This window comes from Arthrobacter sp. MA-N2 (genome assembly GCF_000517125.1).
Classification (GTDB): Bacteria; Actinomycetota; Actinomycetes; order Actinomycetales; family Micrococcaceae; genus Arthrobacter; species Arthrobacter methylotrophus.
Window position 1 is genome coordinate 1,866,960 of record NZ_KI912155.1, and the last position, 24,181, is coordinate 1,891,140.

Below are 24,181 nucleotides of genomic sequence, written 5' to 3' on the forward strand. Positions count from 1 at the left end.
GGGCTTCTGGCTTGTTGACGTTATCCGTGCCGGCGACTATTCCGGCACGACGAGGGCCGGAGTGTCCTTGCGAAGGGTCTCGCCGCGGAAGAAGCCGGGCCGGACGCGGGCCATGACCACCATGACCACCACGCCGAGGGCCAGAAGCCCCACGCCGATGATGAACACCAAGCCGATTCCGAAGATTTCGGAACCGCTGCCGAAGGACGGTGACCAGCTATCCACTGCCGTCTGGATGAAGACCAACGTGAGCACCACGCCGCCGATCACCGGGAAAAGCAGGCGCATGAAGAAGTTGCGGACGCTGCTGAACACGCTGTGCCGGAAGTACCAAGCGCAGGCAAAGGCGGTCATCCCGTAGTAGAAGCAGATCATCAGGCCCAGCGCCAAGATGGTGTCGTTGAGGACGTTTTCGCTGACGACCTTCATGATCGCGTAGAACCCTCCTGAGATCGCCCCGGCCATGATGGTGGCGTAGCCCGGGGAACCGAAGCGCTTGCTGACGGTGGAGAATTTGTGCGGAAGGGCGCCGTAGTGCCCCATGGCAAGAAGGCTTCGGGCAGGGGATGCCATGGTCGATTGCAGGGACGACGCTGTGCCTGCGAGCACGGCCAAGGACATCAGGATGGCCAGTGGGCCCATCACAGGTGAGGCCAGTGCGGCAAAGATGTTGGACTGGTTGTCCGGGTTGTTCAGCCCGATGCCGTCGCCACCGACGCCCGCGACCATCATCGTGGCGACGATCACTGCAACGTAAAGTCCCAGGACGGCAATCGCCGTGGTGGTTCCGGCCTTGCCGGCGGTGCCCTTGCCACCCTTGGTCTCTTCATTGACCGTCAGGCAGACGTCCCAGCCCCAGTAGACGAAGACCGCCAGGGACATGCCCGCAGCGAATTGCTCGAAGCTGCTGATCTTCGTCGGATCAAACCAATCCCAGCTGAATGCAAGCGCGGTGGGGGTGTCACCGGATGAGGCGTGGGTGAGGGCCATGATGACGAAGATTCCCAACACCACCACCTGGAACCCCACCATGGCGTACTGCACGAGTTTGGTGGCGTGCAGGCCGCGGTAGCTGACCCAGACAGCCAGGGCCACGAAGGCCAGGCAGGTGGCGATGTTCAACGCTTTGTTGGACGTCAGGTCGGCCAGATCAGGATTGCCGAACACCTGGGCGAGGAAGAGGTAGAAGAAGTCCACCGCGACGCCAGCCAGGTTGGACAGGACAATGATGTTCGCGGCGAGGAGCCCCCAGCCGCCCATCCATCCCATGAACGGGCCGAATGCCTTGGTACTCCAGGTGAAGGTGGTGCCGCTATCCGGAGAGTCTGCGTTGAGCTCGCGGTAAGCGAATGCGACGAGGATCATCGGGATGAACGCAACGATGAAGATGGCGGGCAGCTGCAAACCCACGGCGTTGACTGCCGGGCCAAGCGAGCTGGTCAGGCTGTAGGCGGGTGCCACGGAGGAAATGCCAAGGACGACGACGGCGAGGAGCCCCAGCTGCCCCGTCTTGAGTCCCTTGCCGGTGATGCCGTGTTCGGTGCCGGCAGGATCGTGGGCTTCCACGGCTTTCCTTGCGCTTAGGCGGGTCATTTGAGTCATGTTATTGGCTCTTTCTAGATGGCCGAGAGGTGTCGCTGGGTGATGCCGCGGCATCCGGTCATCCACGGCGCTCTCCGGTGAGACGGGAGTCACTAAATGAATGACGTTCATTTAGTATGAACGCGGAGAAGCCATGGCGCAAGTGGTTCTGGAATTCAATTCAACTTTCTGGAAACGGCCATGGAGCTACTCAGGCGCTGAGTTTGGCCCGGAAGGAGTATTCCTTGCCGTCGGCCCTGGCATCGGTTTGATCACCTGAGCCCGAACAGCGGCAGCTGGTTCTCAAGTTCTGGTCCGATATGTCAGGTGGCCGCCGACTCCAGCACGGTAACCGCCGTCGCGCGCGCATCCCCGGCATCCATGCCCCACGACTCACCTTCCCGGATGACATGATCCAGGGTGAGGTCGTTCAGCGAGCGGCTCCGGTTTGATGATGTGTATGGACACTGCCCCGCGGCCCGGCCACGCCCAGCCGTCACCGTGGCGGCTGAGCAGCACCTTGGACGGGAGCGCCTGTACGGCGCCGGCACAGTCGGCGCCCAGGATCGCGAGCAGCCCCAGGGCATCAAGGGTCGAGAGCCTGTTTTCTGAAGCGAGATGCGAGCGGAGCTGACCCTCCGGCAGGAGTCCGTCAAAGTAGTTGTACGCCGCGGTCCCGTCGATCTTCCTCCGGCCCACTGGCAGCGACAGGACATCCTCAGGCCAGACCCGCTCAGGATGCCGCCGTGTTCCCCGTACAGGAATACGTCGAGGCTCTTGCTCCGCGGGCTCACGCCTTGACCTGTAGCTTCGCGAACCGGGGAACCAGGGCGACGTCCCGGCCCAGCACCCGGATGGCGTCCATGGCGACGACGATTGAGACTGCTTTGCCGTGCTCGAGCCTGCCAATGGTCCGTCGGGCGGTGCCGGACCGGAGGTTTTGGCGGGAATCCGGGCGGTTCGTGCATCTCCATGGAATGTTTCCATGGAGAGACCGGTTGCCACAAGCGAGTGGATCCACCAGCGCTCACCACGGAAATATGCGGGACCGATCCCGCGTACCAGGAGGAACTATGGGTAACTTCGAAGGCAAGACAGCGCTCGTCACCGGCGGAGGTTCAGGACTCGGGGAAGCGATCGGCAAGGACCTCGCGAAGAACGGTGTCAACATCGTTGTCGTGGACATCAACCTCGACGGCGCCACGCGTGTGGCCAACGAGATCACGGCCGCAGGCGGCACTGCCGTTCCGTTCCAGGCCAACACAGCGATCGCCGAGGACAGCAAGAAGGCCGTCGACTTCGCAGTCGCGACTTATGGCGCACTCAACTATGCCGTCAACAACGCAGGCATCGGCGGCGCCAACGCTCCAGTGGGCGATGTCGACATTGCGGATTGGGACCGGGTCATCGCCATCAACTTGAGCGGAGTCCTCTATGGAATGCGATACCAGGTACCGGCCATCCTTGCCGCGGGTGCTTCCGAAGGCGCCATCGTGAACATGGCCTCGATCCACGGCACCGTCGCCGCTCCCGGCAACGCCGCTTATACCGCGGCGAAGCACGGCGTCGTGGGCCTGACCAAGAATGCTGCGGCTGAATATGGAGCCCAGGGGCTGCGCGTCAACGCGATCGGGCCCGGCTATATCGATACGCCGCTGCTGGCCGCTGCGCCGAAAGAAGTCGTCAACGGGCTCGAGGCAAAGCATCCGCTTGGCCGCCTGGGACGGCCGGAGGAAGTCGCGAACGTCACCACCTTCCTCCTGTCGGACAAGGCCAGTTTCATGACCGGATCGTACGTACTCGTAGACGGCGGCTACACCGCCGTCTAAGCCTCACCGCTAGCGGCTTGCGGCTACTGCGCACTGATCCATCCAGGAATTGGGGATTCACCGGTGGATCGGTGCGCAGTCCGAGTCGGCGCTGCAACGGGGGGATGGAAGCGGCCGTGACGTGGTGGCCCACCGGGGCCATACCGGGATCCGCGTGGCAGGATGGGATTCATGAACCGGCATCCCAGGGCGGAGTCATCAGCTCCGCCCCCGCCCCCGCACGGGATTCGCGCCCTGTTCAGCCTGAAGGACGCACCGAACCGCTGGCCGGTCGGACTGCGGGCCGCGATTTGTGCCGGGGCGCCGCTGCTGGTCGGTTGGCTGACCGGACAGACCGCCGCCGGGTTGATGGCCACTCTCGGAGCCTTTACCGCCCTCTATGGCAGTGGCCGGCCCTACCTCAACCGCGCCCGGTATTTGGCGGTGATCGCGCTCGCATTCGCATTTACCGTAGCCCTGGGCATGTCGGTGAAGACCATCCCGCCGCTGGCGGTGCCAACCATCGTGGTGATCGCCATGGCGGCCACCTACATTTGCAGCGCCCTGCGCGTGGGCGGACCCGGGGCCTACATGTTCACGCTGACCTGCGCGGCGGGGACAGCGCTTCCGGCGACAGGAATGTCCCCGGGCCTCGCCGGCCTTCTGGTGCTCGCCGGCGGGGCATTCTCATGGGTGGTCCATATGGTCCCGGCCCTTTTCCGGCCGCGCGGACCGGAAAAGCACGCCGTGGCGGCCGCCGCCCGGGCCGTGGCCGCTTACGCGAGGACGGCCGGCTCGGCTGGTCAAACGGGAGCGCAGCACCGGGCTGCCTTGGCGTTGAATGCCGCGTGGGCGGCGCTCCTGACCTACCAGCCCACCCACGGTCGGCAGGGGGCTGCGCTGAACGGGCTCCGGGGCATCAACCGGCAACTGCACCTGTTATTTGCCGAAACCAATCGCTCGGGCGCCCGCGGGGGCACGCTCGACCCGGCGGTGGCGGACAAGGCCGCCCATCTGGCAACCGTTGCCGTCAACCCGCCTCCGGCTACGACGCCCCATGCATCGATCCCGCTGGGCGCCCCTGGTCCTTGGGAAGCCTTGCGTACGGGGCTGCGCCGAGGTTCCGTCTCGGAGCTGGTGGTCCTTCGTGTAGGCGTCGCCGCACTCGTCGCCGGAATCGCTGCAGGACTGTTGGACCTGCAGCGGGCCTATTGGGCGGTGGCCGCCGCCGTGCTGATCCTCCATATGGGGATGGACTGGATGCGTACATTGCAGCGAGGCGCCGAGCGGCTGGTAGGCACGTGGATCGGGCTTTTGCTGGCCGGGGCGGTGTTGGCCGTTCATCCCCAAGGGCTATGGCTTGTTGCGGTGGTCATGGTCTTGCAGTTCGTCATCGAAGTGACAGTGATGCGCAACTACGCCCTCGCAGCCGTGTTCATCACTACGGTTGCCCTCACGATCGCTTCCGGCGGGCAGAAGGTCGACGACGTTGCGGGCCTGCTTCTTGCCCGGGGCGTGGATACGACCATCGGCTGCGGCATCGCGCTTGCCGTGTTCGCCCTCCTGACACCGCGTGCCAAAATAACGCGAATCCCCGAGGCTTTGACGGCCACACTAGACGCGGCGGGCAGCGTGGTTGACTTCCTGGCCGCCTCCGAAGCCAACACCCGGCGTGCGCATTTGGCCCGGCGCGAGCTGCAGGCCGCGGTCTTCACCCTCGGCGCCGCCTACGACACGGCCGTGAGTGGCTCGCGCGAGCAACGCCGCGCTGCCGAACAGTGTTGGCCCACCGTGTCCGCGGCCCAGACCCTGGCCTACAGCATCCTGTCGCTTTGCTGGATGCTGGGGAGAGCCGACGCAGAAATGGACGGCGAAATCACCGGCGCCTTCGCCCCCGATACCGGTGGACTGGCGGCGGTTCACGAAGCCTTCGGAATCCTCAAGGCGGCCATCCTGACCGGCGGGACGCCGGAACCATTGCCGGAACTGCCGCGTTTCTTGTCCCAGGAAACCGCGACCCTGAGAGATTCACTGCCGGTGGCCCCACATTGAACCCAACTACTTGTTACCTCCACGGGGTCACTGTTCCGCTAGCTGTTTGCAGTCTCGGCTGCCGGATCTATGCTGGTGGCTCAGGGCCAGGTTTTGGTGCAGCAGTAGGTTTACCCAGAAGAAGTCGAGGCGATGTCATGAGCAATGAGTCCGAGCAGAAGAAGTTTGAAGAAGAAGTCGACGCCCTTGAGGATGCGCAGCCGACCCAGGAGTTCGAGCGCCAGATCAGCGGCGAAGAGTGGCACGGTGATTCCGCCGACCAGGCCAACGACCTGCGCGAATACGAAGAGGAACAGGAAATCCGCGAGCAGTCACACCGCCCCGAGGAGCCGAGCAAGTAGCGCATTGGCCCCGATCTGAACCCGAACCGACAGTAGGAGCCGCCGACGCACCGTGATGCGGTTGCACAACGGGCAAAACCAAGGGAAGGGACGGCATGGACATCGAGGATGTGGACCTGCTGGTGTTCGGGGGAGGCAAGGCCGGGAAAACCCTTGCGATGGACCTGGCCAGGGCCGGCAGGACCGTCGCCATGGTGGAACGATCGATGATCGGGGGAACCTGCATCAATGTCGCCTGTATCCCCACCAAGACCCTCATCAACAGCGGCCGGGTGCTGGCAACCATCCGCAGGGCCGCTGAATTCGGCATATCCGGCGCCGAGGACCCGCAAATGGACCTGAACCTGCTGCGCCACCGCAAGGAAGACGTCGTGGGCACCATGGTCAGGGGCCAGCTGTCCTCCTTCACCGGGTCGGGTATGGACTTCATCCTCGGCGAAGCGAAATTCGTCGGCCCCCGGACGGTCGAGGTGACCCTGCACGACGGCGGCGTGCGCACCCTGCGGGGCACCGACGTCGTGCTGAACCTGGGTACTGAACCGCTCCTGCCGCCCATCGAAGGCCTGGCGGAGTCGAGGGTGCAGACCAGCAACACCCTGCTCGAGCTGGAATCGCTGCCGGAGAGCATTATCGTGCTGGGCGGCGGATACGTCGGGTGCGAGTTCGCGGACTTCCTCAACACCATCGGCGTCAGAGTCACCCTCGTCCAGGGCGGCGGACAACTGCTCGCCCGCGAAGACGCGGACGTTGCCGCTGCCATCGAGCAGAACTTCACGGACGCCGGCATCACCGTTCGGCTGGGGGCCAGGGCCCACAGGATCGCCCGCGCCGCAGACGGTACCGTCACGCTCACGCTCGCCTCCGGTGAGACCCTGAGCGCGGAAGACATCCTGGTGGCGGTAGGACGTAAGCCAATGACCGGCGGCGCGAACCTCGAAGGTGCCGGCGTGGAACTTGACGACCGCGGATACATCCGGGTCGACGATCAGCTGCGCACGACTACCGACGGAGTATGGGCAGCAGGTGACGCCGCCGGAACGCCCCAGTTCACCCACGCCTCCTATGACGACTACCGCGTGCTCAAGGTCAACCTGGCGGCAAGAACCGGCGCCGGCCAGCCGCGCAGCACCGCCGGCCGGCTGATTCCCTACAGTGTGTTCACCACCCCCGAGCTCGGCCGGGTAGGCCTGAGCGAGCGGCAGGCCCGGGATGCCGGCTACGCCGTCCGGATCGCCAAAATGCCCGTAACGGCCGTTCCCCGTGCCCGGACCGTGGGACATCTGGAGGGGTTCTGGAAAGCCGTCGTCGACCGCGAGACCAACCAGATCCTCGGCGCGGCCCTGCTGGGCACCGAAGCCAGCGAAACCATCGCCGTGGTGCAGATGGCAATGCTCGCCGGAATGGAATACACCGCCCTGCGCGACGCTATCATCACCCATCCGACCATGGCCGAAGGCCTGACCCTGCTGTTCACTCCAGCCTTCCTCGAAGATTGAGCAGCGCCCGGCACTGTTGCACCGGCTTCAGGTGGAGTAGGTTGCTCGGATGGAAGACGAATACCAGGTCATCGTTGTCGGGGCCGGGTTCGCCGGCATGACGGCGGCCAAGGAACTTGGCCGCAAGGGCGTGAAAGTGCTGCTCATCGACTCCAACAACTATCACCAGTTTCAGCCGCTCCTTTATCAGGTGGCGACGTCGCAGATCGGGGTGTCGGCCATTGCGCGGCCGCTTCGGTCCGTTTTCCGCCGCTTCAAACTGGTGCGGCTGCTCACCGTGGAAGTGGCAGCTGTCGATGCAGCCAACCGCGCTGTCACCACTGTCGAGGGCAATACGTACCGGGCTCAGATCCTGGTCATTGCGGCAGGCGCCGTACCAAACTTTTTCGACACGCCTGGCGCGGAGGAGCATGCCTTCCCGCTGTATTCGGTCACCGATGCCACCCGACTGGGTACGCGGCTGACCCACCTGCTGGATGAGGCCGACCGGGAGGCCGCCGGCTCCGTGGACGTCGTGGTCATCGGCAGCGGCCCCACGGGCGTCGAGACAGCCGGCGCCTTGGCCGAAAACGTCAAGTTCGTGGTGCCCAAGTACTTTTCGCCGGAACTCGCGGCTCGCTGCCGTGTCCACTTGGTCGACATGGTCCCGACCGTCCTTGGTGCTTTTTCCGTAAAGTCGCAGGACTACGCCAGGCGACGCCTGACGAAGATCGGCGTCCGGCTGCACTTGGGAGTCGGCGTGACCGAAGTCCGCGCCGACACTGTGACGCTCGCCGACGGGACCGGCATACCCGGCAGGGTCGTGGTGTGGGCCGGTGGACTGAAGGCAGGAAGGATTATTGCCGGCTCCGGCCTGAGGCAAGGCAGGGGAGGCCGAATCGATGTCCGCCCGGACCTGACCGCCCCGGACGTTGAGGGAGTCTACGTCCTTGGCGACGCGGCCAACATGACCGATTCGACCGGGGCCAAACTCCCGCAACTGGGCTCCGTCGCGCAGCAGGCTGGGAAGTGGGCGGCCGGCAACATCCACGCAGACCTCACAGGCGGGACCCGGCGGCCGTTCGAGTACTTCGACAAAGGATACATGGCGATGATCGGCCGAGGCGCTGCGGTCGCCGAGATCGGACGCAAGCGTATCCAGTTGCAGGGGCCCTTGGCATTCGTGTCCTGGCTCCTGGTGCATCTGGCCCTTCTGTCGGGATTCCAACAGAAGGTCCGCGCACTGTTTTCCTGGCTGAACGGCTACATCACCCACAGCCCCGCACAGGTCGTCGTCGGCCGGCCGGAGTGACGGCCGGCGGCTCAGGGTAATTTTGTTGACACATCATCAAAGCGCCACCTAGAATCATTGAAACATCAACTATTCTGATCGGTGAGACGTCATGTCCTGGTTCAAAATTTTTTCCCGCAAGTCCAAGGCCGGTCACTCCGCCACATCGGTAGCACCACGCGCAAGTGCCACTGTCGCAAAGGCTCCCGCCGAGGTTGCCCCGGCCGCCGATCCTCTGGCGGGGAACGCCCTGCCCAAGATCGCGATTGTCACCGGCGCCAGCCGTCCGGGCAGCGTGAACAAGTCCGTGGCCGAGTGGGTCCTGGCCCAGGTTGCCGGCCGCACCGACGCCGAGTTCGAACTGGTGAACATCGCCGACTTCAACCTCCCCTTGCTGGATGAGGGCTATCCGGCCATGTACCAGAACTACCAGAATGACCACACCAAGGCCTGGTCTGCCAAGATCAGTGAGTTCGACGGCTATATTTTTGTGGTTCACGAATACAACCACACCGCAGGACCAGTGCTCACCAATGCCTTGTCGTACCTGAACGCCGAGTTCAACAACAAGGCCGCCGGCTTCGTGTCCTACGGTTCCATGGGCGGCGCCCGCGCCGTCGAGCACTTGCGCAAGACCCTCTCTGAACTGCAGCTTGCCCATGTGCGCAACCAAGTGATGTTCTCCCTCTTTACTGACTTCGAGAACTTCTCCGACTTCAAGCCGACCGAGCAGAATGCCGGCACCCTGGCCCCGATGGTGGACCAGTTGGTCTCGTGGGCCAAAGGCTTCGCTACCGTCCGCTAAAAAATCCCGGCACGAGCTGCCAAGATGAACCCGCGGCCGGGAGGTCACACTTCGAAGTGTGACCTCCCGGCCGCGGGTTTTTTGTTGTCTCGCCGTGGTCCATCCCGGTCGCTGGACGCATTGCCGGGGCAGGCTGTCCGGGCGCCCGGACGCAGAATGGTTGCCCGGACGGAAAGGGCTCCCCGGTTCATACCCGGGGAGCCCTTTTCCTGGCAATTGGAAGGTTCTTAGACGCTGGTGACAGCCAGCTGCTCGTCGCGCACGGACTCCATGGCGCGGGCCCAGATGGTGAGCTGGTCAACCATCGGGGCCAGGGTGCCGGCGGACTGCTCGGTCGGCTTGAAGTCGGAGAAGTTCTCGAAGTCGGTGAACAGTGAGAACATGACGGTGCGCTGCACGTGTGCAATCTGCAGCTCGGAGAGGGCGCCGCGGAGGTGCTCGACGGCGCGGACGCCGCCCATGGAGCCGTAGGACACGAAGCCGGCGGCCTTGTTGTTGAACTCGGCGTTCAGGTAGGACAATGCGTTGACCAGAACCGGTCCTGCGGTGTGGTTGTATTCGTGGGCGACGAAAATGTAGCCGTCGAACTCACTGATCTTGGCGGACCAGGCCTTGGTGTGGTCATTCTGGTAGTTCTGGTACATGGCAGGGTAGCCCTCATCCAGCAGGGGGAGGTTGAAGTCGGCGATGTTTACCAGTTCGAACTCGGCGTCGGTGCGGCCGTCGACCTGGGCCAGGACCCACTCGGCGACGGACTTGTTGACGCTGCCCGGACGGCTGGCGCCGGTGACAATCGCGATCTTGGTCATGCTTTATCCCCTTAGGAAAGAAGGTTGTTGACGTGTCACTAAAAATGTTGACATATCAACAATATGACGCCAAACTTGAACTATCAACTATGTGGAGAACTTGTGATGAAAAACACGCAATGGCTGGACGAGCGCGAGAGCGAAGTCTGGCGCGGATTCCTTGCGGCATCACAGCAGTTGGCGACCTCCATGGACCGTCAGCTAGTGCGGGAGTCGCAGCTTTCCGGGGCCGAATACGCAGTGCTTGTTCCACTCTCGGAGCACGCGGATGGCGTAGTTCGTGCCCGCGATCTGGGTAAGTCCCTGGGCTGGGACCGCAGTCGCCTGTCCCACCTGCTCAAGCGGATGGAAGCGAGGGGGCTGCTGGAGCGAAAGAACTGCTCCTCCGATGCCCGCGGCCTGGATGTGGAGATTACTCCGGGTGGCCGGAATGCAATAGAGCACGCGGCGCCGGGTCATCTGGAGTTCATCCGCACCCATTTCTTCGACCAGCTCACCCGCGGGGAACAGGATGCTCTGGCTTCGGTGAGCCGGAAGATCATGGCCACGCTTCAGTCCGAATGCGACTAGTCTTGTCATGCTTTTCCGCTGCACCATCTGTGCCGCTGCCTACTGCTATCCATCGATCTGCTCGCATTCAGCCGGGTGCCGTTGCTTGTCTCCGCCATCGACGGGAATCGACCGGCTGAGGCCGTCAAGGATGAGGTCTAGCCCGAAGTCGAACTCGTCGCCGAAGTCATAGCCGGGCTTAAGGACGTGTTCGGCGGCAATCTCCATCATGCGGGGGTATTGTCCGGTGGAAAAGCGCTCAACGATGGGTGCTGTGATTTCGGCGGCGGTGTCCCGGCCATTGAACGGCAGGGCGGCTTCCTGAAGCGCGAATCCGTAGATATAGCTGTCCAGCAACGCGTAGGCGTGGGCGGTCATCTGGATCGAAAACCCAGCCGCCCTCAAGGTGCCCAAAGTCGCTTCGTGGTGGCGCAGGGTCGCTGGGCCAGGGGAAGAACGGCTTTCCAGCAGGCCGACCGCCCATGGATGCCTTCTGAGCGCTGCGCGCATGGCGTGCGCCCTTCGCTGCATTTGCTCCCGCCAGTCGCCTGCGGGAGAGGGTAGTTCGATTTCGCCGAAGACGATGTCCACGATGCCGTCCAGGATCTCGTCTTTGTTGGCCACGTAATAGTAAAGAGACATGGGCTTGGTTCCCATGCTTTGGGCCAGGGAGCGAATGGTCAGCGCGGCGATTCCCGACTCATCTGCGAGATCCACTGCACAGCCGAGCACCCGTTCCCGGCTGAGCGGGAGGCGCTGCGACGGGACGGGCTGCGTTGTGGTGGGCACGGGGCTCCTTGGCTCTAGCGATTTAGTACATTGTACGATACTCTCTCGTTAGTACAACGTACGAAAATCCTGTTTTGCGCACCAAATGTTGTGAAAGGAACGGCAATGACCTCTGGCCAGCATGTTTCGGAGACCCAATTTTCAGATGGCCCGTCCGCGCCGGAGCCCAGGATGCGGGCCATCGTGCAGGAAGCATACGGCCCCGCCGACGTCCTGCACCTGGCGCAGATCCCCCGAGCGAAGATCGCCGGGAACGAAGTGCTGATTCGGGTCCACGCTGCGGGCCTGGACCGTGGCACATGGCACGTAACCCGCGGCCTGCCTTACGCGGTGCGTCTGGCCTACGGCCTCCGCGCCCCCAGGAACCCCGTGCCAGGGATGGATCTGGCAGGTACCGTCGTAGCGGTCGGAGCTGAAGTGACCCGGTTCGCCGCGGGAGACCACGTTTTCGGCGTCGGGAAGGGTTCTTTCGCTGAATATGCCACGGCCCGCGAGAACCAACTCGCTCGCAAACCAAAGAACATCAGTTTCGAACAGGCCGCCGTGGTCCCGGTTTCCGGTTGCACTGCACTGCAGGCCCTCCGCGCCGCCACCCGGATATTGCCGGGACAGAAGGTGCTGATCCTTGGTGCCTCAGGGGGAGTGGGCAGCTATGCAGTGCAGCTCGCCAAGGCGTCCGGGGCCGAGGTCACGGGCGTTTGCAGCACAGCGAAAATGGACGCAGTGCGCGGCTTCGGCGCCGACCACGTCATCGACTACACCAAACAGGACTTCGCCGATGGAACTGGACACTATGAGCTGATCCTGGATGTCGCTGGGAACCCCACTCTGGCGCGTCTCCGGAGCGCACTAACTCCCACCGGCACCGCCGTCATCATCGGTGGTGAGGAAGGCGGCTCCTGGACGGGCAGCATCGACAGACAGTTCCGGGGCGTGGCCTTGTCCCTGTTCATCCGTCAGGGGCTGACCATGGTCCTGGGCACCCAGGGCCCGGAAGACCTCGAACACCTCGCCGGACTCATCGAATCAGGGGTACTTACGCCGGTGGTCGACCGCATCTATCCTCTAGAGCAAGTCCCGGAGGCAATGCGCTATTTCGACGCCGGTAGAACCCGCGGGAAGATCGCGATCACCATATAGGAACCCAGGCACCATCTAACAAACCCAGGATCAAACAATGAATAACAACACAGCCGGAACCGTCGCGTATCCCAACCCGCCAAGGGAGAAAATGAGTCCCGTGCACATGTTCTTTGTGATCTTGGGAGACTTGCTCGCTGCTGGTTCTGCCGGCGTTTTCGTCAATTCCCGGTCGCTCCCCGCAGGGCTCGCGATGCTCGCAGTTGGAGCCGCGCTGATCATCCTTGGGGCAGCCGGACTCGGAAGGAGAATGTTCCCTTCCCTTCCGGGAGGCAGCGGAGAAGCAGGAGGGGCTTATCCGTCACGGTTGGAAGGACATCTGGATCCGAATCTCTCGCGATGGAAATGGCTCGTCAAATGGTTCCTTGCCATTCCGCACTACATAGTGCTCGCGTTCCTCGGCTTTGCCTCAGTCGTGGTGACCATCGCTGCAGGATTTGTCATCCTGTTTACCGGCCGCTACCCGGCATCGCTTTTCCACTTTACCGTTGGGGTCATGCGCTGGAATTGGCGGGTGGCTTTCTACGCCACCGGGGTCCTGGGCACCGACCACTACCCGCCATTTACCCTCGCGCACACCGACTATCCCGCCACCTTCGAAGTGGACTATCCCGAAAAGCTCTCCCACTGGCAAGTGCTCGTCAAGTCCTGGCTTCTCGCCCTTCCGCACGTGATTATTGTCGGATTACTCACCGGCAGCATCTGGAGATCCTCCACTGAGGGTGGGACAAACGGGATATCGCTGCTCGGCTTCCTCGTGTTCATCGCTGCCGTGATCCTGCTGTTCACCGGTGTCTACCGCTGGGGACTCTTCACCTTGATCATGGGAATCAACCGATGGGTCTATAGGACCATCACCTACGTTGCGCTGATGAGCGACACGTATCCGCCGTTTCGCTTGGACCAGGGGCCGCTCGAGCCGCCCCGAGCCCCGGAAATCCCAGACAGCGACTGAGACAGGCACTGGCAGTACCCGTTATAACAGGCACTCCCACGCGGAGGCAGGGACTGGTTTCCTTGAATCAGTCCCCCGTTGCACTAGCCAAAGGAACCCACGATGAAACTCGTACCGCCTACGCCCACGGCCAAAGCCCCGAAGGAAAGGTTCACAGGAGACGTCTACCTCAACTCACTCCACAACGGCGAGGCGCCCTCGCGTCTCGTCGCGGCACTGGTCCGCTTCACGCCAGGTGCCCGCACGAACTGGCATTCCCATCCCCTCGGCCAGACCCTGCACTGTACCGAGGGAGTCGGTCTTGTTGCCACACGGGACGGCAGCGTGGTCCTCATGCGCGCAGGAGACACCGTCCACACGCCGCCCGGCGAGGAACACTGGCATGGCGCAACGCAGGACAACATGATGTGCCACCTGGCCTTGGTGGAACACGACAACGGGGAGAGCGCCACATGGCTTGAACCCGTCAGCGACCAGGATTACGCATCCGCCCACGCCCCTGCCAAGCGTTGATGCGCGTCACGCTACGCAGCTTTTTGGCACCCGGCTTCGCCTCGGCCCCCGGAATCCCGGGCCGCAGCCGATGCGAGGCACCTTAAAACTTGCTCTGCGTGACGCCGAGAAGGCCAGCAGCAGACGTCGGGTTCCCGCCCCGCCGGTTTACGGCAAACTTGCAGCTTATACGCGGGTCCCGTACCGCGAACCGGTTCTATCCTGAGGGAATGGAGCAGAACACCGGGTCCGGGAATGGCGAGCGAACTGACTCCGGGGAAGGCCGCGAGGCTCGCTTCAGAATGAGCCGTCGCGGGTTCCTTTCGGGGGCAGGGATCGCGGGCGCGGGGGTGCTTGCCGGGCTGGGTATTGCCAAGGCAGGCGTGTTGCCCGGCGGAACGGTTTCAGTCACCGCGGCTACCCCGACGCCGGCAGCGTCGCCGTCGCCGAGCACCGCGGCTTCCGCACCCACGATCCGGAGCTTCGTCTCCACTTCTTTGACAGCTGCGCGCGTTGCCAGTTGGGCCACGGGGGCCACTGGGGCAGGCCTGCTTTTTGTCGGGCCGATGGGCCACGGCAGCAATGGCCTGATCATGGACAACCGGGGGGAGCCGGTATGGATGGAACCGACTGGTGCAGGCGTGACCGACCTTCGCGTGCAGGTCTTTGAGGGCCAGCCCGTCCTCACTTACTGGACTGGCATTGGAGCCGGTGGACACGGTGCCGGCAAGGGCATCGTCAAGGACGCCCGCTACCGCACCGTGGCCGAAGTCAATACCGGCAACGGCTTGCAGGCCGATCTCCATGAATTCACTATCACTTCGGCCGGGACGGCCTTAATGATTTCCTACCCGACCGTTCGGCATGACTTGACGTCGGTGGGCGGACCCGCCCAAGGTTACATGTTCGATTGCCATGTCCAGGAAATCGGCATCCGCTCCGGTGCGGTCCTCTTCGACTGGGTAGCCTCGGACCACATCGACATAAGCGAGTCCTATGTGCGCCCGTCCGATAGCTCGAAGGCCGACGGCTCAGACGCCACGAAAGCGTTCGATCCCTTCCATCTCAATTCCGTGGACGAGAGTGGCGATGCGCTCCTGGTTTCGTCCCGTCACACGCATACCGCGTACTTGGTAGGCCGTTCGGATGGGAAGATCCGTTGGCGCCTGGGCGGAAAACGGAGTGACTTTGCCATGACTCCGGAGTCTGTCTTCGCGTGGCAGCATGATGTTCGCCGGCGGCCCAACGGCATCATCAGCATGTTCGACAACCATTACAACCAAGGCAACACGGGGACGTCCCGCGGGCTCCTGCTCGCCGTCGACGAAAAGGCGCGCACCGCCGTCGTCAAACAGGAGTTCAGCAGGGGCGGCCACCGAGGCGACGCAGAAGGAAACCTGCAGTTCCTGGATAACGGACACTTCCTGGTGGGCTGGGGAGCGGACCCTGCGGCTACTGAATTCACTCCCGAAGGAAAGGCCGTGTATGAGGCTACCGGCCTGGGGGATGCTTCTTATCGCACGTACCGCTCCCCGTGGACAAGCCGGCCGGACACAGTCCCTGACCTCGTGGCGGTTCCGGGCAACGGGTCCACCATGCAGCTCTACACCAGCTGGAACGGTGCAACCGAGGTGGCCAGATGGAGGTTCCTCACCGGAACCGGCCCCGGGTCCATGTCCGAAGCAGTGACGGTTCCGCGTCGGGGCTTTGAAACGTCGACGGCGGTGGCTGCGGCGCCGAGGGCCGCCGTCGACGCTTTGGATAAGTCCGGCAACGTTTTGGCGACTTCCGCGGTCATCGCCACTGCGTGACTCCCGGCATTACCGACCGGCTACCGGTCCCGTGCGGCGGAGCTACGGCAGGATGTGGTGGTGCGCGGCCGCATCCAGGGCGTCGGCCTCTGCCTTAGCCAAGCGGGTCTCGGCGTCGACGTCGACACCCCGGGTCATCAGCCAATACAGCGCTGCGGAGACCGGAAGTCCGACAAACAGCGAGATATCGGCGCCGTCCATTGCCTGGGCTACGAACCCGACGAACAGCTTTCCGGCGGAGAAGAACGGAATCATCAGCACAAAGCCGACCAGGTAGGAGACGATGCCGGGCCAACCCCAGCGTCCGTAGATCCCGTCGGGCTTGAAGATCTCAGCGATGGCATAGTGGCCCTTGCGGACGATGAAGTAGTCGGTGAGGTTGACCGCCGTCCACGGAATGAAGAAGTACAGCACCAGCAGCAGGAAGTCGTTGAAATTGGCCAGGAAGTCGGCCGAGGCGAGGTTTGCCAAGACCACGGAAATCAGGGCGGTGATGGCGATCGTGATGATCCGGAGCCGCAGGGTCGGCCGGATCTGACGCACGCTGTCGATAGACGAAATCAAGGTCAGCGCACCCCCGTACATGTTCAGCGCGGTCACGGACAGCAAACCCAGGGCGGCGACGAACAAGGCGATCCCGCCGAATCCGCTGAAGAGCTGATCGGCGGTGGATTTGATTGAACCGATGGTTTCGAAGTTCTCTCCGGCCGCGGAACCAATGTACGCGCCCAGGAACATCACCCAAATACCGCCCAAGGCGCTGCCCCAGAACGTCCACCGAAAAGTGCCCCGTCCGCTGGCAGGCGGCAGGTAGCGGGAGTAGTCGGAGACGTAGATGGCCCACGAGATCTGATAGCCTGCCGCGACGCCCAGCTGGCCCAGGAACGGGACGAGATGGAAGTCGGCAAGGTTGTATGCCCCGGCAGGTATGGCCAGTTTGAAGGCCGCCACTGTGAGCAACGCCAGCATGACGATGGTCAGGTACGTCAGGTAGCGCTCGAAGGCGTGGATGAGGTCATAACCGAAGAGTGCGATGATCACGGCCACAAGGGTGACCACCCAGAGCCAGAGGTTTTGGGAGCCGAAGTTTACCGATTCCGAGATGGCCTGGCCGGCCAGGATCGTATTGAAGATGTTGAAGCCGGCGTACTGAAGATAGGCGAAGAGCCATACCAGCAGGGCGCCGATGTAGCCGAATTGCGGGCGGGACTGGATCATCTGCGGCAGGCCGAGTTGGGGACCCTGCGAGGAGTGCGCGGCCATGAACAGTGTGCCCAGGAGGACCCCGACGGCGATCGCGATCAGCGACCAGATCAGGTTGCCGCCGGTGGTGATACTGATCAACCCCACGGCAAGGGTGGCGATCTGGGCGTTGCTGATGAACCACAACGGTCCGATGTGTGAGACTTTGCCGTGCCGCTCGTCCAGCGGAACGTAGTCGATCGACCGGATCTCCAGCCCTCGGCCCGGTCCTTTATCGCTCGTTGTGCTCATGGTGGTTCTCCTTGGACGCGTCGGTGCATCTGGCTTTGGTCTAGCACAGAGTGGGCCTGCCCAAAAGGGATCCCGTGATGGGGAACTGGTTCCGCGTCACGCATAACATCTTTTTGGGGGTCTGCAGCCTGCCAAAGCCCGGATTTCCGGGGCCCTCGAGAGCCTGATCTGCCAAAAGCCTGCTGGGCGTGACGTGCGCCCCGTCGAGCTCCGTCCTAGCGCAGCCCGTTCAGCCGGGCCCGCGCCGCCTCTGCAGTCCGGCGTTCCCTCCCGGCCAGCCGGGCCGCCACTTTCCGGTTCCGCTCGGCCAGAGTGATTGCCCATTCCGTGGCGGCGAGCTCCTGCTGCAACGCGGCCAGCTTGTCCTTGGTGGCTTTGACCTCGACGGCGAGTTGCTCACCCCGGCGCACGGCCTCCGTCTTTTCGCGCTCTGCCTGGGCGAGGTCCATCTCGGCGTCGTCCGCCTGACGCTCAGCATCCACGAGGGCGGCGTGCGCCTTCTCGCGCTCCCGCTGCGCCGCTGCCCGCTCGCGCTGCGGCGCGCCGTCGTCGGGCTCTTCTGTGCTGGTAACCGCGACGGTAAGTGCACCCGGCACCGCCACCGCGCCGGCGAGGTCCACGGGTTCCAATCCATTCGTGGAGAGCGAGCGCACCAATCGTCCGCTGCGGAGCGCTGCGGCAGCGCCCGGATCCGTCATGGCGGCCCTCAACGTCGCCTCGACTTCGATCGCTGCGGCGCCACTGACCTTGACGCCCAGGCCTTCCGCCACCGCACGGGCCTGCTCGACGGCGGCGGCCAGCACGCGCGGGCGCTGCTGGCCCAGCGTCCGGAGACGGTCGTGGTCTTGCTGCTCCTGGGCCCTCCCCAGCGACGCCCCGAGCTCCAAGACACTCGCGAATTCCCTCGTGCCGTGGCGGACAAGCATATTGACCGCCCACGCCGCCGTCGAAGGCTTGGGCAGTTGGGCGATCTGTTTCGCCAGCTCGGCGTCCCCGGCGGACTTGGCTTCTTTGGCCCGGGCAGTGCGGGACGCCGTGAACGCCGAAGGAACCAGCGTGTAGAGTTCGACGGCGGTCGCAGCCAGGTCCATGGCTTGGAAGCCCGGCCTTAGCCAGCGGCGAGGAATTCAGCCAGCGCCTCAGCCATGACTCCGGGTTCCCAGCCGTGGTTCGCGCCTGGGATGGTGGCTTGGCGGGCACTCGGGATATTGGCCACGATGGAGCGGGCGGCTTCCGTCATGATCGGTAGGGTTTGCTCGCCAACGATCGCGAGGGTGGGCTGGGTGATGCCCGACCACAGCTCAGCACGTGGCGCGGACTGGGTCCATGCGAGTGATTCTGCGTCGGCCGAGAGGCTGGGACCCAACTCGAGCATGATGGGCCATCCTGGACTGTTCTTGGCGCCGGCCAGCCATTCCGGCGGCATGTCCTTCATGTAGTACTCGATGGTGCTCGCCTTGTCTCCGGCTGCGATCCGTTCCTGGAGCCCGGAGAAGAACTCTGCTCCGCCGGTGCCGAGCTCCTCGCTCAGGGGAGTTTCCCAGAGCGCCAGCTTCGTGACGGGTAGGCCTGCTGCTGCCGCGGCCAGGGAAATCGAGCCACCGGAGGAGCTCCCGAAGAGCGCAGCTTCGCCGCCGGCGATTTCGATGAGCGTGGCGAGATCGTCGATGTTGTCCTTCAGTGTCAATGACGGCGCCTCGGCGCTTTCCCCTCGGCCGCGCCTGTCATAGTTCAAAACGGTGAACCCTCTGCCCGCCAGGAGCTTGGCCATTTCCACCGTGTTGGAGTCGAAGCCCCTGAATTGCATTGCACCGCCAACAAGGATCACGGCAGGACCCTCGCCGTATTGGTCATACCCGATGCGGGTACCGTCTTTCGAGATCGCAAATTCGGACATCCCAGATCCTTCGATTGAGCAGACAGTAGGTTCCTAAACTCTGGTGCCCAACCCCCGGCGGGTCAAGGAAAAGGCCGTGACTGAGTTCTTAAGAGCTTCTTAAATGCCGTGCGCGAGAGTGGAAGCAAGCCCCGCAAGGGCCGCCACCCCCCGAACCGGAGAGTCCCATGCCGCCATATGCCAAGCAGAACGCCTCCACGGAAGGCCGGCCTTCCGCCGTCGTCCGTCACACTGTTGCCGCACGTCCCACTGTTGCGGCAGGCCGCGGCGTGCCGTTGCTTCCGCAGCCCAGATACTGGCTTCTGTGGGGCATTGCCCTCGCCGCGGCAGTCCTTGCCATCGGCTTCAGCGTCCAGTTGATAGGCGGCCTGACCACCAACGAGTTCGGCGTTGACCAGGAACTCAGCCGCCATCACGTGGCTGTGCTGACGGCGCTCGCCATGGCACTGAACTTTCTCTTCGCCCCCGTGGCAGGAGTGTGCATTGTCCTGGTGATCGGCTTGTACCTTTTCCTGGTGCGCAGGTCCTTGGTGCGGGCGTTCATGTTCGTGCTCTTCGCGTGTTCGGGGTGGGTGGCCAGCGAGGGATTCAAGCTCATCGTCGCCCGGCACCGGCCCAACCCTGCGCTGCTTTTCGATCCGCTCGCCCCGGAAACGGGTTCCAATAGCTTTCCCAGCGGACATACGGCCTTCGCCGTAGCGCTCGCCTTTGCACTGTACTTCCTGGTCCGGGGCACGCGATGGGGCCCCATCACCGCGTGGGCCGGTGCCGGCCTGGCCGTGATGGTTGCGTGGTCCCGGATCTATATCGGAGTCCATTACCCCAGCGATGTGGTGGCGTCCTTCCTGGCCACCAGCGCCGCGGTCATTGTCTTGGCCGGACTCTGGAACCGGTACGCACCGCGGGTCCTGGAGCGGCTGCCGCGCCGGACCGCTGCCGCATTGGACTCTCCAGGAGGAGCCTCTCCGGAAGCAGCCGCAACGCAAGCACACGGATCCTGAGGAGGACCCCATGCACGTACTTTCCGCCATGCCGGCTTTCCTTGATCCCACCACCCTTCTGCAGGGCCTGGGCCCCGCGGCGCTGGGGGTCGTGGCTTTGATCGTGTTTATCGAATCCGGGCTCCTCTTCCCTTTCCTGCCCGGTGATTCCTTGCTGTTCACTACCGGGCTCCTGCACCAGCAACTGCAGCTGGAACTGCCGGTGTTGATCGCGGTGGTATCGGCGGCAGCGATTGCTGGAGACCAGATTGGCTACATGCTGGGGCGCAAGTTTGGACGGCGCTGGTTCAAGGACGATGCCCGGGTCTTGAAGACCGCTCACCTGGACACGGCCGAGGAATTCTTCAAGCGCCGCGGCGGGCCCGCTATTGTCCTGGCCCGCTTCGTGCCCATCGTGCGGACCTTCGCTCCGCTGAGCGCAGGCATCGCCCGCTACGACCACAAGTCCTTCACCCTGTGGAACATCGCCGGCGCCATCATGTGGGGAACCTCCGTGACACTCCTCGGGTCCTGGTTGGGACACTTTGAGTTCGTCGCGAACAACATTGACGCCATTGCCGTGATCATGGTTTTGATCTCCGTTCTGCCCTGGGGAGTCGAATTCCTCAAGAAGCGCCGCAAGGTCACGGCAGGCGCCACGAACGGGCGGCCCGGGGAACAATAGACAGCATGACAACAGCTGAGCGGCCTTCCATCCTTCTGGTCGAAGACGACGCTACCTTGGGCCCGCTCATCACCGAACTCCTTGAGCAGGACTTCGATGTCCGCTTAGCTGCCAATGGGCGCGACGGGCTCCACCTCGCCTTGACCCATACGTGGGATGCGATGGTCATTGACCGTGGACTGCCCGTCATGGACGGCATTGCCGTGATCACGGCCCTTCGCGCCAAGGGAATCGTTACCCCCATCCTCATCCTCACGGCGCTCGGGGCCACCGAGGAGAAGATCCGTGGGCTCGACGCCGGTGCCAACGACTACATGGCCAAACCGTTTGATGCCTTGGAACTCGCCGCCCGCTTGCGCGCTCTCACCCGGAAGTATGCCCAGCCGAGCACCACCCTGGGAATCGGGGATTGGGAGCTCGACGCCGGTGCCCGCTCCATGCGCTCCGTGTATGGTTCCGTGGTCACATTGACGGCGAAGGAAGCCGGACTCTTGGAGATCCTGGCCAGCGCACCAGAACGGGTCTTCACCCGCGAAGACCTCATCAATGCCCTGTTCCACCCCACGGACCAGCCGGGCGTGATCGACACCTACGTCCACCACTTGCGCCGCAAGATCTCCAAGGCCGTGATCCGGACGGTCCACGGGCTCGGTTACCAGATCGGAGATCCCCATGACTGAGAACCCGGATCAGGCGACCCTCCGCAAAGCCTCCCTGAAGATCGCAGTGCGGATTAGTGCGGCATGCACGGTTTTGGTGTTGTGCCTTCTGGCGGCCGCTGCGATCTACCTTTTCAACCAGGCGCGGCAGCCAGCACTGCCAGGCCCGGGCGAAACCGGTTCCGTCTACGCGTATCTGGATACCAAGGACCTCCTGAAGGCCATGATCATTGCCGGCATTGCCGGGATCTTTCTGGCCGGTGCCATCGGCTGGCTGAGCGCGCGCAGTGCCATCCGGCCGTTGGGAGAGGCGCTCGCATTGCAGCGACGGTTCGTGCAGGACGCCAGCCACGAATTGCGCACGCCCTTGGCCATCCTGGACGCCCGCGTCCAGCTGGCCCAGCGCGATGCCGCCGCGGACTCAAAAACCGGGGAAGCATTGGCCCGCATCCGCAATGACACTGCGACCCTCACCGGCATCGTCAACGAATTGCTGGTGGCAGCCACCGGCTCGCCGCCGGATGCCGCCGCAGAGGCAAGCGATCTCGCCAAGGTTGCGGACGCCGTCGTCGAGAGCTTGCAACAACTTGCGGGAGAGAAGAACGTCCGCGTCACCCTGACGAAAAGGGACCGCCCGTTCGCCCGCATTGAGAGCAATGGCTTCCGGCGCGCCCTCCTTGCCCTGGCCGACAATGCGTTGGCGCACACCCCGTCCGGTGGCCACGTGGGGATCACGACGGCGGTGCTCGGCAACCGGGCGGTGGTCACCGTCGCGGATTCGGGGGCCGGTATCAAGGGAGTGGACCAGACCCGGATCTTTGACCGCTTCGTGAGGACCCACAGTCCGGAAGGCGCACCCGGCCAGCGCAGCTTCGGAATCGGCTTGGCACTCGTTCGTGAAATCGTCACCCGGGCGGGCGGCACAGTGGCAGTTGAGCGCAGCGGTCCGCGGGGAACCGTCATGAAGATCACCCTGCCGCTCGCCCCGAAGGATGCGGCTCCTCGCTAGGCATAGCTTACTTAGGCGGCCTGCAGTTCGGCGACGCAGGCAAACTTAAGGGCTTTGACGTGGTGTCGGAGCTTGCGTCGGTTGCGCCTGGAATGCGGTGCCGCGGTAACGGGAGGGTCTGTGCCCGGTGGCCCAGTTCTTGGAGGCTCAGTCCCTGGCAACGGCGGGGCTGTTGATTCGTAGTGGTGCCCGGTGGGGGTGCGGATTTCGATGACATGCCGTGTCCCTGAACGTATTTTTGCGGTCCCGGTTTGTGCTGTCCAGCCGGGGAGTTCTTTGGTGTGGTTGCAGGCTTCGCACAAGCCCGCCCCGTTGCTCAGGCTGGTGGGTCCTCCGCCGTGCCAGGGGACGACGTGGTCGAAGTGTCGGATCGGCGCGTCGCAGTAGGGTGTCCGGCAGGTGTCGTCGCGGGCCTGAATGAAGCGCCGCATGCCTAGTGGAAAGAGCCTCGCCCGGGAATCAACTGCGAGGAGCTCCCCGCTTCTGGGGGCGGTAAAGAGACGCCTGACCCAAACCTTCAAATCCTGGGCCTGGGCAAGTTGACCAGGTTCACTGACCGCGGGCTGGTCGGGTTCGGCGTGCTCGTTCCCGGCAAGCATTGTCCTGGCCCAGGCGGCGGGGACGATGCCGTAGCCGGGGAGCCGGGCCGGTTCGCTGTCGCCCTGGAAGAGGGTGCGGTCGGTCATGACGAGCTGGACTTCGACGCCGCAAATCCCGCCGGGGGTGCCGGTGGCGCGTTCGACGAGGGCGTCGGCCATGATCTGGCCCCGGCTGCGGGTCTCCCCGGCGGAGCGGAGGGTGTCGGCGTGCCGGCTCAGGGTCGCGTGCACGGCCACGCCTTGGGCGACGGGAAGCAGGGCGGTCAGGTAGGTCATGGTGTCCGGGGCCGGGCGCAGGCTGACGTGCCGTTCGGTGGCGGCCTGGCTGGCGCGCTGCGTGACGGAGCGCGGGTCCCGCCGGTAGGCCGCGGCGGTGATGGCCTTGTCTCCGGCGCCGTCGAAGATCCCCGTGTCGGCGGCGAGCTCTTCGTCCACGGCGCAGCGGTCTTCGGCGGTCAGGCATGCTGTTTCCTTCACGAGCAGGGTGGCGCGCCATTCGTTCAGCTGTCCGGTGTTGAGGGCGGCGAGGGTGTGCGGCATTTCGGTGACCAGGGCTTTCGCGAGTCCGAGGAGCCGGGATCCGCGGGCCGGGGACTCCCTCCGGGCCAAGGCTATTTGTGCTCCGACGCCGCGTCCCTGCCCGTCGGCAGGAACGCCCATGTCCTTCTCGGCGCTGCGCTGGGCGGCATCGAACGCGACAGCGATCCGGGCCTGGGCGCACGCGATCGCGGACTTTAGGTTTTCAAGGCCCCGCAACTGGTTTATCAGGTCGGCAAGCTCGGTGCCGACAGCTAGTTCGGTGCCGACGGTGCCTGGCCGGAGCGAGTTCACCGCGTCGATCAGATCCTGCACCCGAACCCGCGGGACAGCAAAATCCGGACCCGCGCCGCGGGAAGGCGCGCCCGAACCGATCAGCTGTGTTTCCCGGTTCCCGGCCATAACCAAAGCATCGCAAAGGGG

24 protein-coding genes are annotated in these 24,181 nt (G+C 64.0%); 15 read left to right on the top strand and 9 right to left on the bottom strand.

The features are described from left to right. Positions 1–36: 36 nt before the first annotated feature. The 3 genes from A3M3_RS0109465 to A3M3_RS28495 form a co-directional block, all read right to left on the bottom strand. Positions 37–1,602 carry an APC family permease gene (locus A3M3_RS0109465; protein WP_028266112.1) on the bottom strand — a complete coding sequence of 522 codons (1,566 nt, stop codon included), beginning with the start codon at positions 1,600–1,602 and terminating at the stop codon, positions 37–39. A gap of 372 nt (positions 1,603–1,974) precedes the next feature. Beyond that, positions 1,975–2,280 carry a HipA N-terminal domain-containing protein gene (locus tag A3M3_RS29510; RefSeq protein ID WP_028266113.1) on the bottom strand — a complete coding sequence of 102 codons (306 nt, stop codon included), beginning with the start codon at positions 2,278–2,280 and terminating at the stop codon, positions 1,975–1,977. A 91-nt stretch (positions 2,281–2,371) separates the two neighbouring features. After that, positions 2,372–2,602 (bottom strand): hypothetical protein, encoded by a 231-nt coding sequence (locus tag A3M3_RS28495; protein WP_028266114.1) that lies wholly within the window; start codon positions 2,600–2,602, stop codon positions 2,372–2,374. Between the two features lie 52 nt (positions 2,603–2,654). Here A3M3_RS28495 and A3M3_RS0109485 point away from each other — a divergent pair, with 52 nt between their 5' ends. The 6 genes from A3M3_RS0109485 (at position 2,655) to A3M3_RS0109510 (ending at position 9,353) form a co-directional block, all read left to right on the top strand. Next, the gene (locus A3M3_RS0109485; RefSeq protein WP_028266115.1) at positions 2,655–3,410 is read left to right on the top strand and encodes an SDR family NAD(P)-dependent oxidoreductase; all 756 of its coding nucleotides are present in this window, start codon (positions 2,655–2,657) and stop codon (positions 3,408–3,410) included. Between the two features lie 171 nt (positions 3,411–3,581). Then, positions 3,582–5,441, top strand: coding sequence for an FUSC family protein (locus A3M3_RS24545; RefSeq protein ID WP_081736758.1), 1,860 nt, complete (start codon positions 3,582–3,584; stop codon positions 5,439–5,441). Positions 5,442–5,578: 137 nt separating this feature from the next. Then, complete coding sequence (locus A3M3_RS0109495) at positions 5,579–5,782, top strand: hypothetical protein (RefSeq protein WP_028266116.1); 204 nt, start codon at positions 5,579–5,581, stop codon at positions 5,780–5,782. 95 nt (positions 5,783–5,877) lie between these two features. Continuing rightward, positions 5,878–7,278, top strand: a complete 1,401-nt coding sequence (locus A3M3_RS0109500) for a dihydrolipoyl dehydrogenase family protein (protein ID WP_028266117.1) — start codon at positions 5,878–5,880, stop codon at positions 7,276–7,278. A 49-nt stretch (positions 7,279–7,327) separates the two neighbouring features. Further along, positions 7,328–8,569, top strand: coding sequence for an NAD(P)/FAD-dependent oxidoreductase (locus tag A3M3_RS0109505; RefSeq protein WP_028266118.1), 1,242 nt, complete (start codon positions 7,328–7,330; stop codon positions 8,567–8,569). Positions 8,570–8,798: 229 nt separating this feature from the next. Then, positions 8,799–9,353 carry an NADPH-dependent FMN reductase gene (locus A3M3_RS0109510; protein WP_028266119.1) on the top strand — a complete coding sequence of 185 codons (555 nt, stop codon included), beginning with the start codon at positions 8,799–8,801 and terminating at the stop codon, positions 9,351–9,353. 227 nt (positions 9,354–9,580) lie between these two features. Here the strand turns inward: A3M3_RS0109510 and A3M3_RS0109515 are convergent, their stop codons facing one another. Further along, on the bottom strand, positions 9,581–10,162 hold the full coding sequence (locus A3M3_RS0109515) for an NADPH-dependent FMN reductase (RefSeq protein WP_028266120.1): 582 nt from the start codon (positions 10,160–10,162) through the stop codon (positions 9,581–9,583). A 105-nt stretch (positions 10,163–10,267) separates the two neighbouring features. On the opposite strand from A3M3_RS0109515, the gene A3M3_RS0109520 reads away from it, so the two are divergent. Continuing rightward, complete coding sequence (locus tag A3M3_RS0109520; protein WP_028266121.1) at positions 10,268–10,732, top strand: MarR family winged helix-turn-helix transcriptional regulator; 465 nt, start codon at positions 10,268–10,270, stop codon at positions 10,730–10,732. A gap of 45 nt (positions 10,733–10,777) precedes the next feature. On the opposite strand, the gene A3M3_RS24550 is transcribed toward A3M3_RS0109520, so the two are convergent. Next, positions 10,778–11,500, bottom strand: a complete 723-nt coding sequence (locus A3M3_RS24550) for a TetR/AcrR family transcriptional regulator (protein ID WP_051423084.1) — start codon at positions 11,498–11,500, stop codon at positions 10,778–10,780. 105 nt (positions 11,501–11,605) lie between these two features. Between A3M3_RS24550 and A3M3_RS0109530 the strand changes: the two genes are divergently transcribed. The 4 genes from A3M3_RS0109530 (at position 11,606) to A3M3_RS24560 (ending at position 15,898) form a co-directional block, all read left to right on the top strand. Continuing rightward, positions 11,606–12,640 carry an NAD(P)-dependent alcohol dehydrogenase gene (locus A3M3_RS0109530; RefSeq protein WP_231497221.1) on the top strand — a complete coding sequence of 345 codons (1,035 nt, stop codon included), beginning with the start codon at positions 11,606–11,608 and terminating at the stop codon, positions 12,638–12,640. Between the two features lie 37 nt (positions 12,641–12,677). Beyond that, positions 12,678–13,595, top strand: coding sequence for a DUF4389 domain-containing protein (locus tag A3M3_RS24555; RefSeq protein WP_081736759.1), 918 nt, complete (start codon positions 12,678–12,680; stop codon positions 13,593–13,595). A gap of 102 nt (positions 13,596–13,697) precedes the next feature. Further along, positions 13,698–14,108: a (R)-mandelonitrile lyase gene (locus A3M3_RS0109540; RefSeq protein WP_028266123.1), complete on the top strand. Its 411-nt coding sequence runs from the start codon at positions 13,698–13,700 to the stop codon at positions 14,106–14,108. Positions 14,109–14,317: 209 nt separating this feature from the next. Beyond that, complete coding sequence (locus A3M3_RS24560; protein WP_051423086.1) at positions 14,318–15,898, top strand: arylsulfotransferase family protein; 1,581 nt, start codon at positions 14,318–14,320, stop codon at positions 15,896–15,898. Positions 15,899–15,940: 42 nt separating this feature from the next. On the opposite strand, the gene A3M3_RS0109550 is transcribed toward A3M3_RS24560, so the two are convergent. From A3M3_RS0109550 to A3M3_RS0109560, 3 genes are all read right to left on the bottom strand, one after another. Next, complete coding sequence (locus tag A3M3_RS0109550) at positions 15,941–17,392, bottom strand: purine-cytosine permease family protein (RefSeq protein ID WP_028266124.1); 1,452 nt, start codon at positions 17,390–17,392, stop codon at positions 15,941–15,943. Positions 17,393–17,607: 215 nt separating this feature from the next. After that, on the bottom strand, positions 17,608–18,483 hold the full coding sequence (locus tag A3M3_RS24565; protein ID WP_051423087.1) for a hypothetical protein: 876 nt from the start codon (positions 18,481–18,483) through the stop codon (positions 17,608–17,610). Positions 18,484–18,500: 17 nt separating this feature from the next. After that, a complete protein-coding gene (locus A3M3_RS0109560; RefSeq protein WP_028266125.1) occupies positions 18,501–19,289 on the bottom strand; it encodes an alpha/beta fold hydrolase in 789 nt (262 codons plus the stop codon). Between the two features lie 167 nt (positions 19,290–19,456). Between A3M3_RS0109560 and A3M3_RS24570 the strand changes: the two genes are divergently transcribed. The 4 genes from A3M3_RS24570 to A3M3_RS24580 are packed head-to-tail and all read left to right on the top strand — an operon-like array spanning position 19,457 to position 22,622. Next, complete coding sequence (locus tag A3M3_RS24570) at positions 19,457–20,290, top strand: phosphatase PAP2 family protein (RefSeq protein ID WP_081736760.1); 834 nt, start codon at positions 19,457–19,459, stop codon at positions 20,288–20,290. Between the two features lie 10 nt (positions 20,291–20,300). After that, positions 20,301–20,954 (top strand): DedA family protein, encoded by a 654-nt coding sequence (locus A3M3_RS24575; RefSeq protein ID WP_081736761.1) that lies wholly within the window; start codon positions 20,301–20,303, stop codon positions 20,952–20,954. A 5-nt stretch (positions 20,955–20,959) separates the two neighbouring features. Continuing rightward, positions 20,960–21,634, top strand: a complete 675-nt coding sequence (locus tag A3M3_RS0109575) for a response regulator transcription factor (RefSeq protein WP_028266126.1) — start codon at positions 20,960–20,962, stop codon at positions 21,632–21,634. Further along, on the top strand, positions 21,627–22,622 hold the full coding sequence (locus A3M3_RS24580; RefSeq protein ID WP_035741557.1) for a sensor histidine kinase: 996 nt from the start codon (positions 21,627–21,629) through the stop codon (positions 22,620–22,622). Before A3M3_RS0109575 ends, A3M3_RS24580 begins: the two co-directional genes overlap by 8 nt. An 11-nt stretch (positions 22,623–22,633) precedes the next feature. Here A3M3_RS24580 and A3M3_RS24585 read toward each other — a convergent pair whose 3' ends face one another. Further along, entirely contained in the window at positions 22,634–24,160 is a 1,527-nt protein-coding gene (locus A3M3_RS24585; RefSeq protein ID WP_035741560.1) for an HNH endonuclease, read from the bottom strand. Positions 24,161–24,181: the final 21 nt, after the last annotated feature.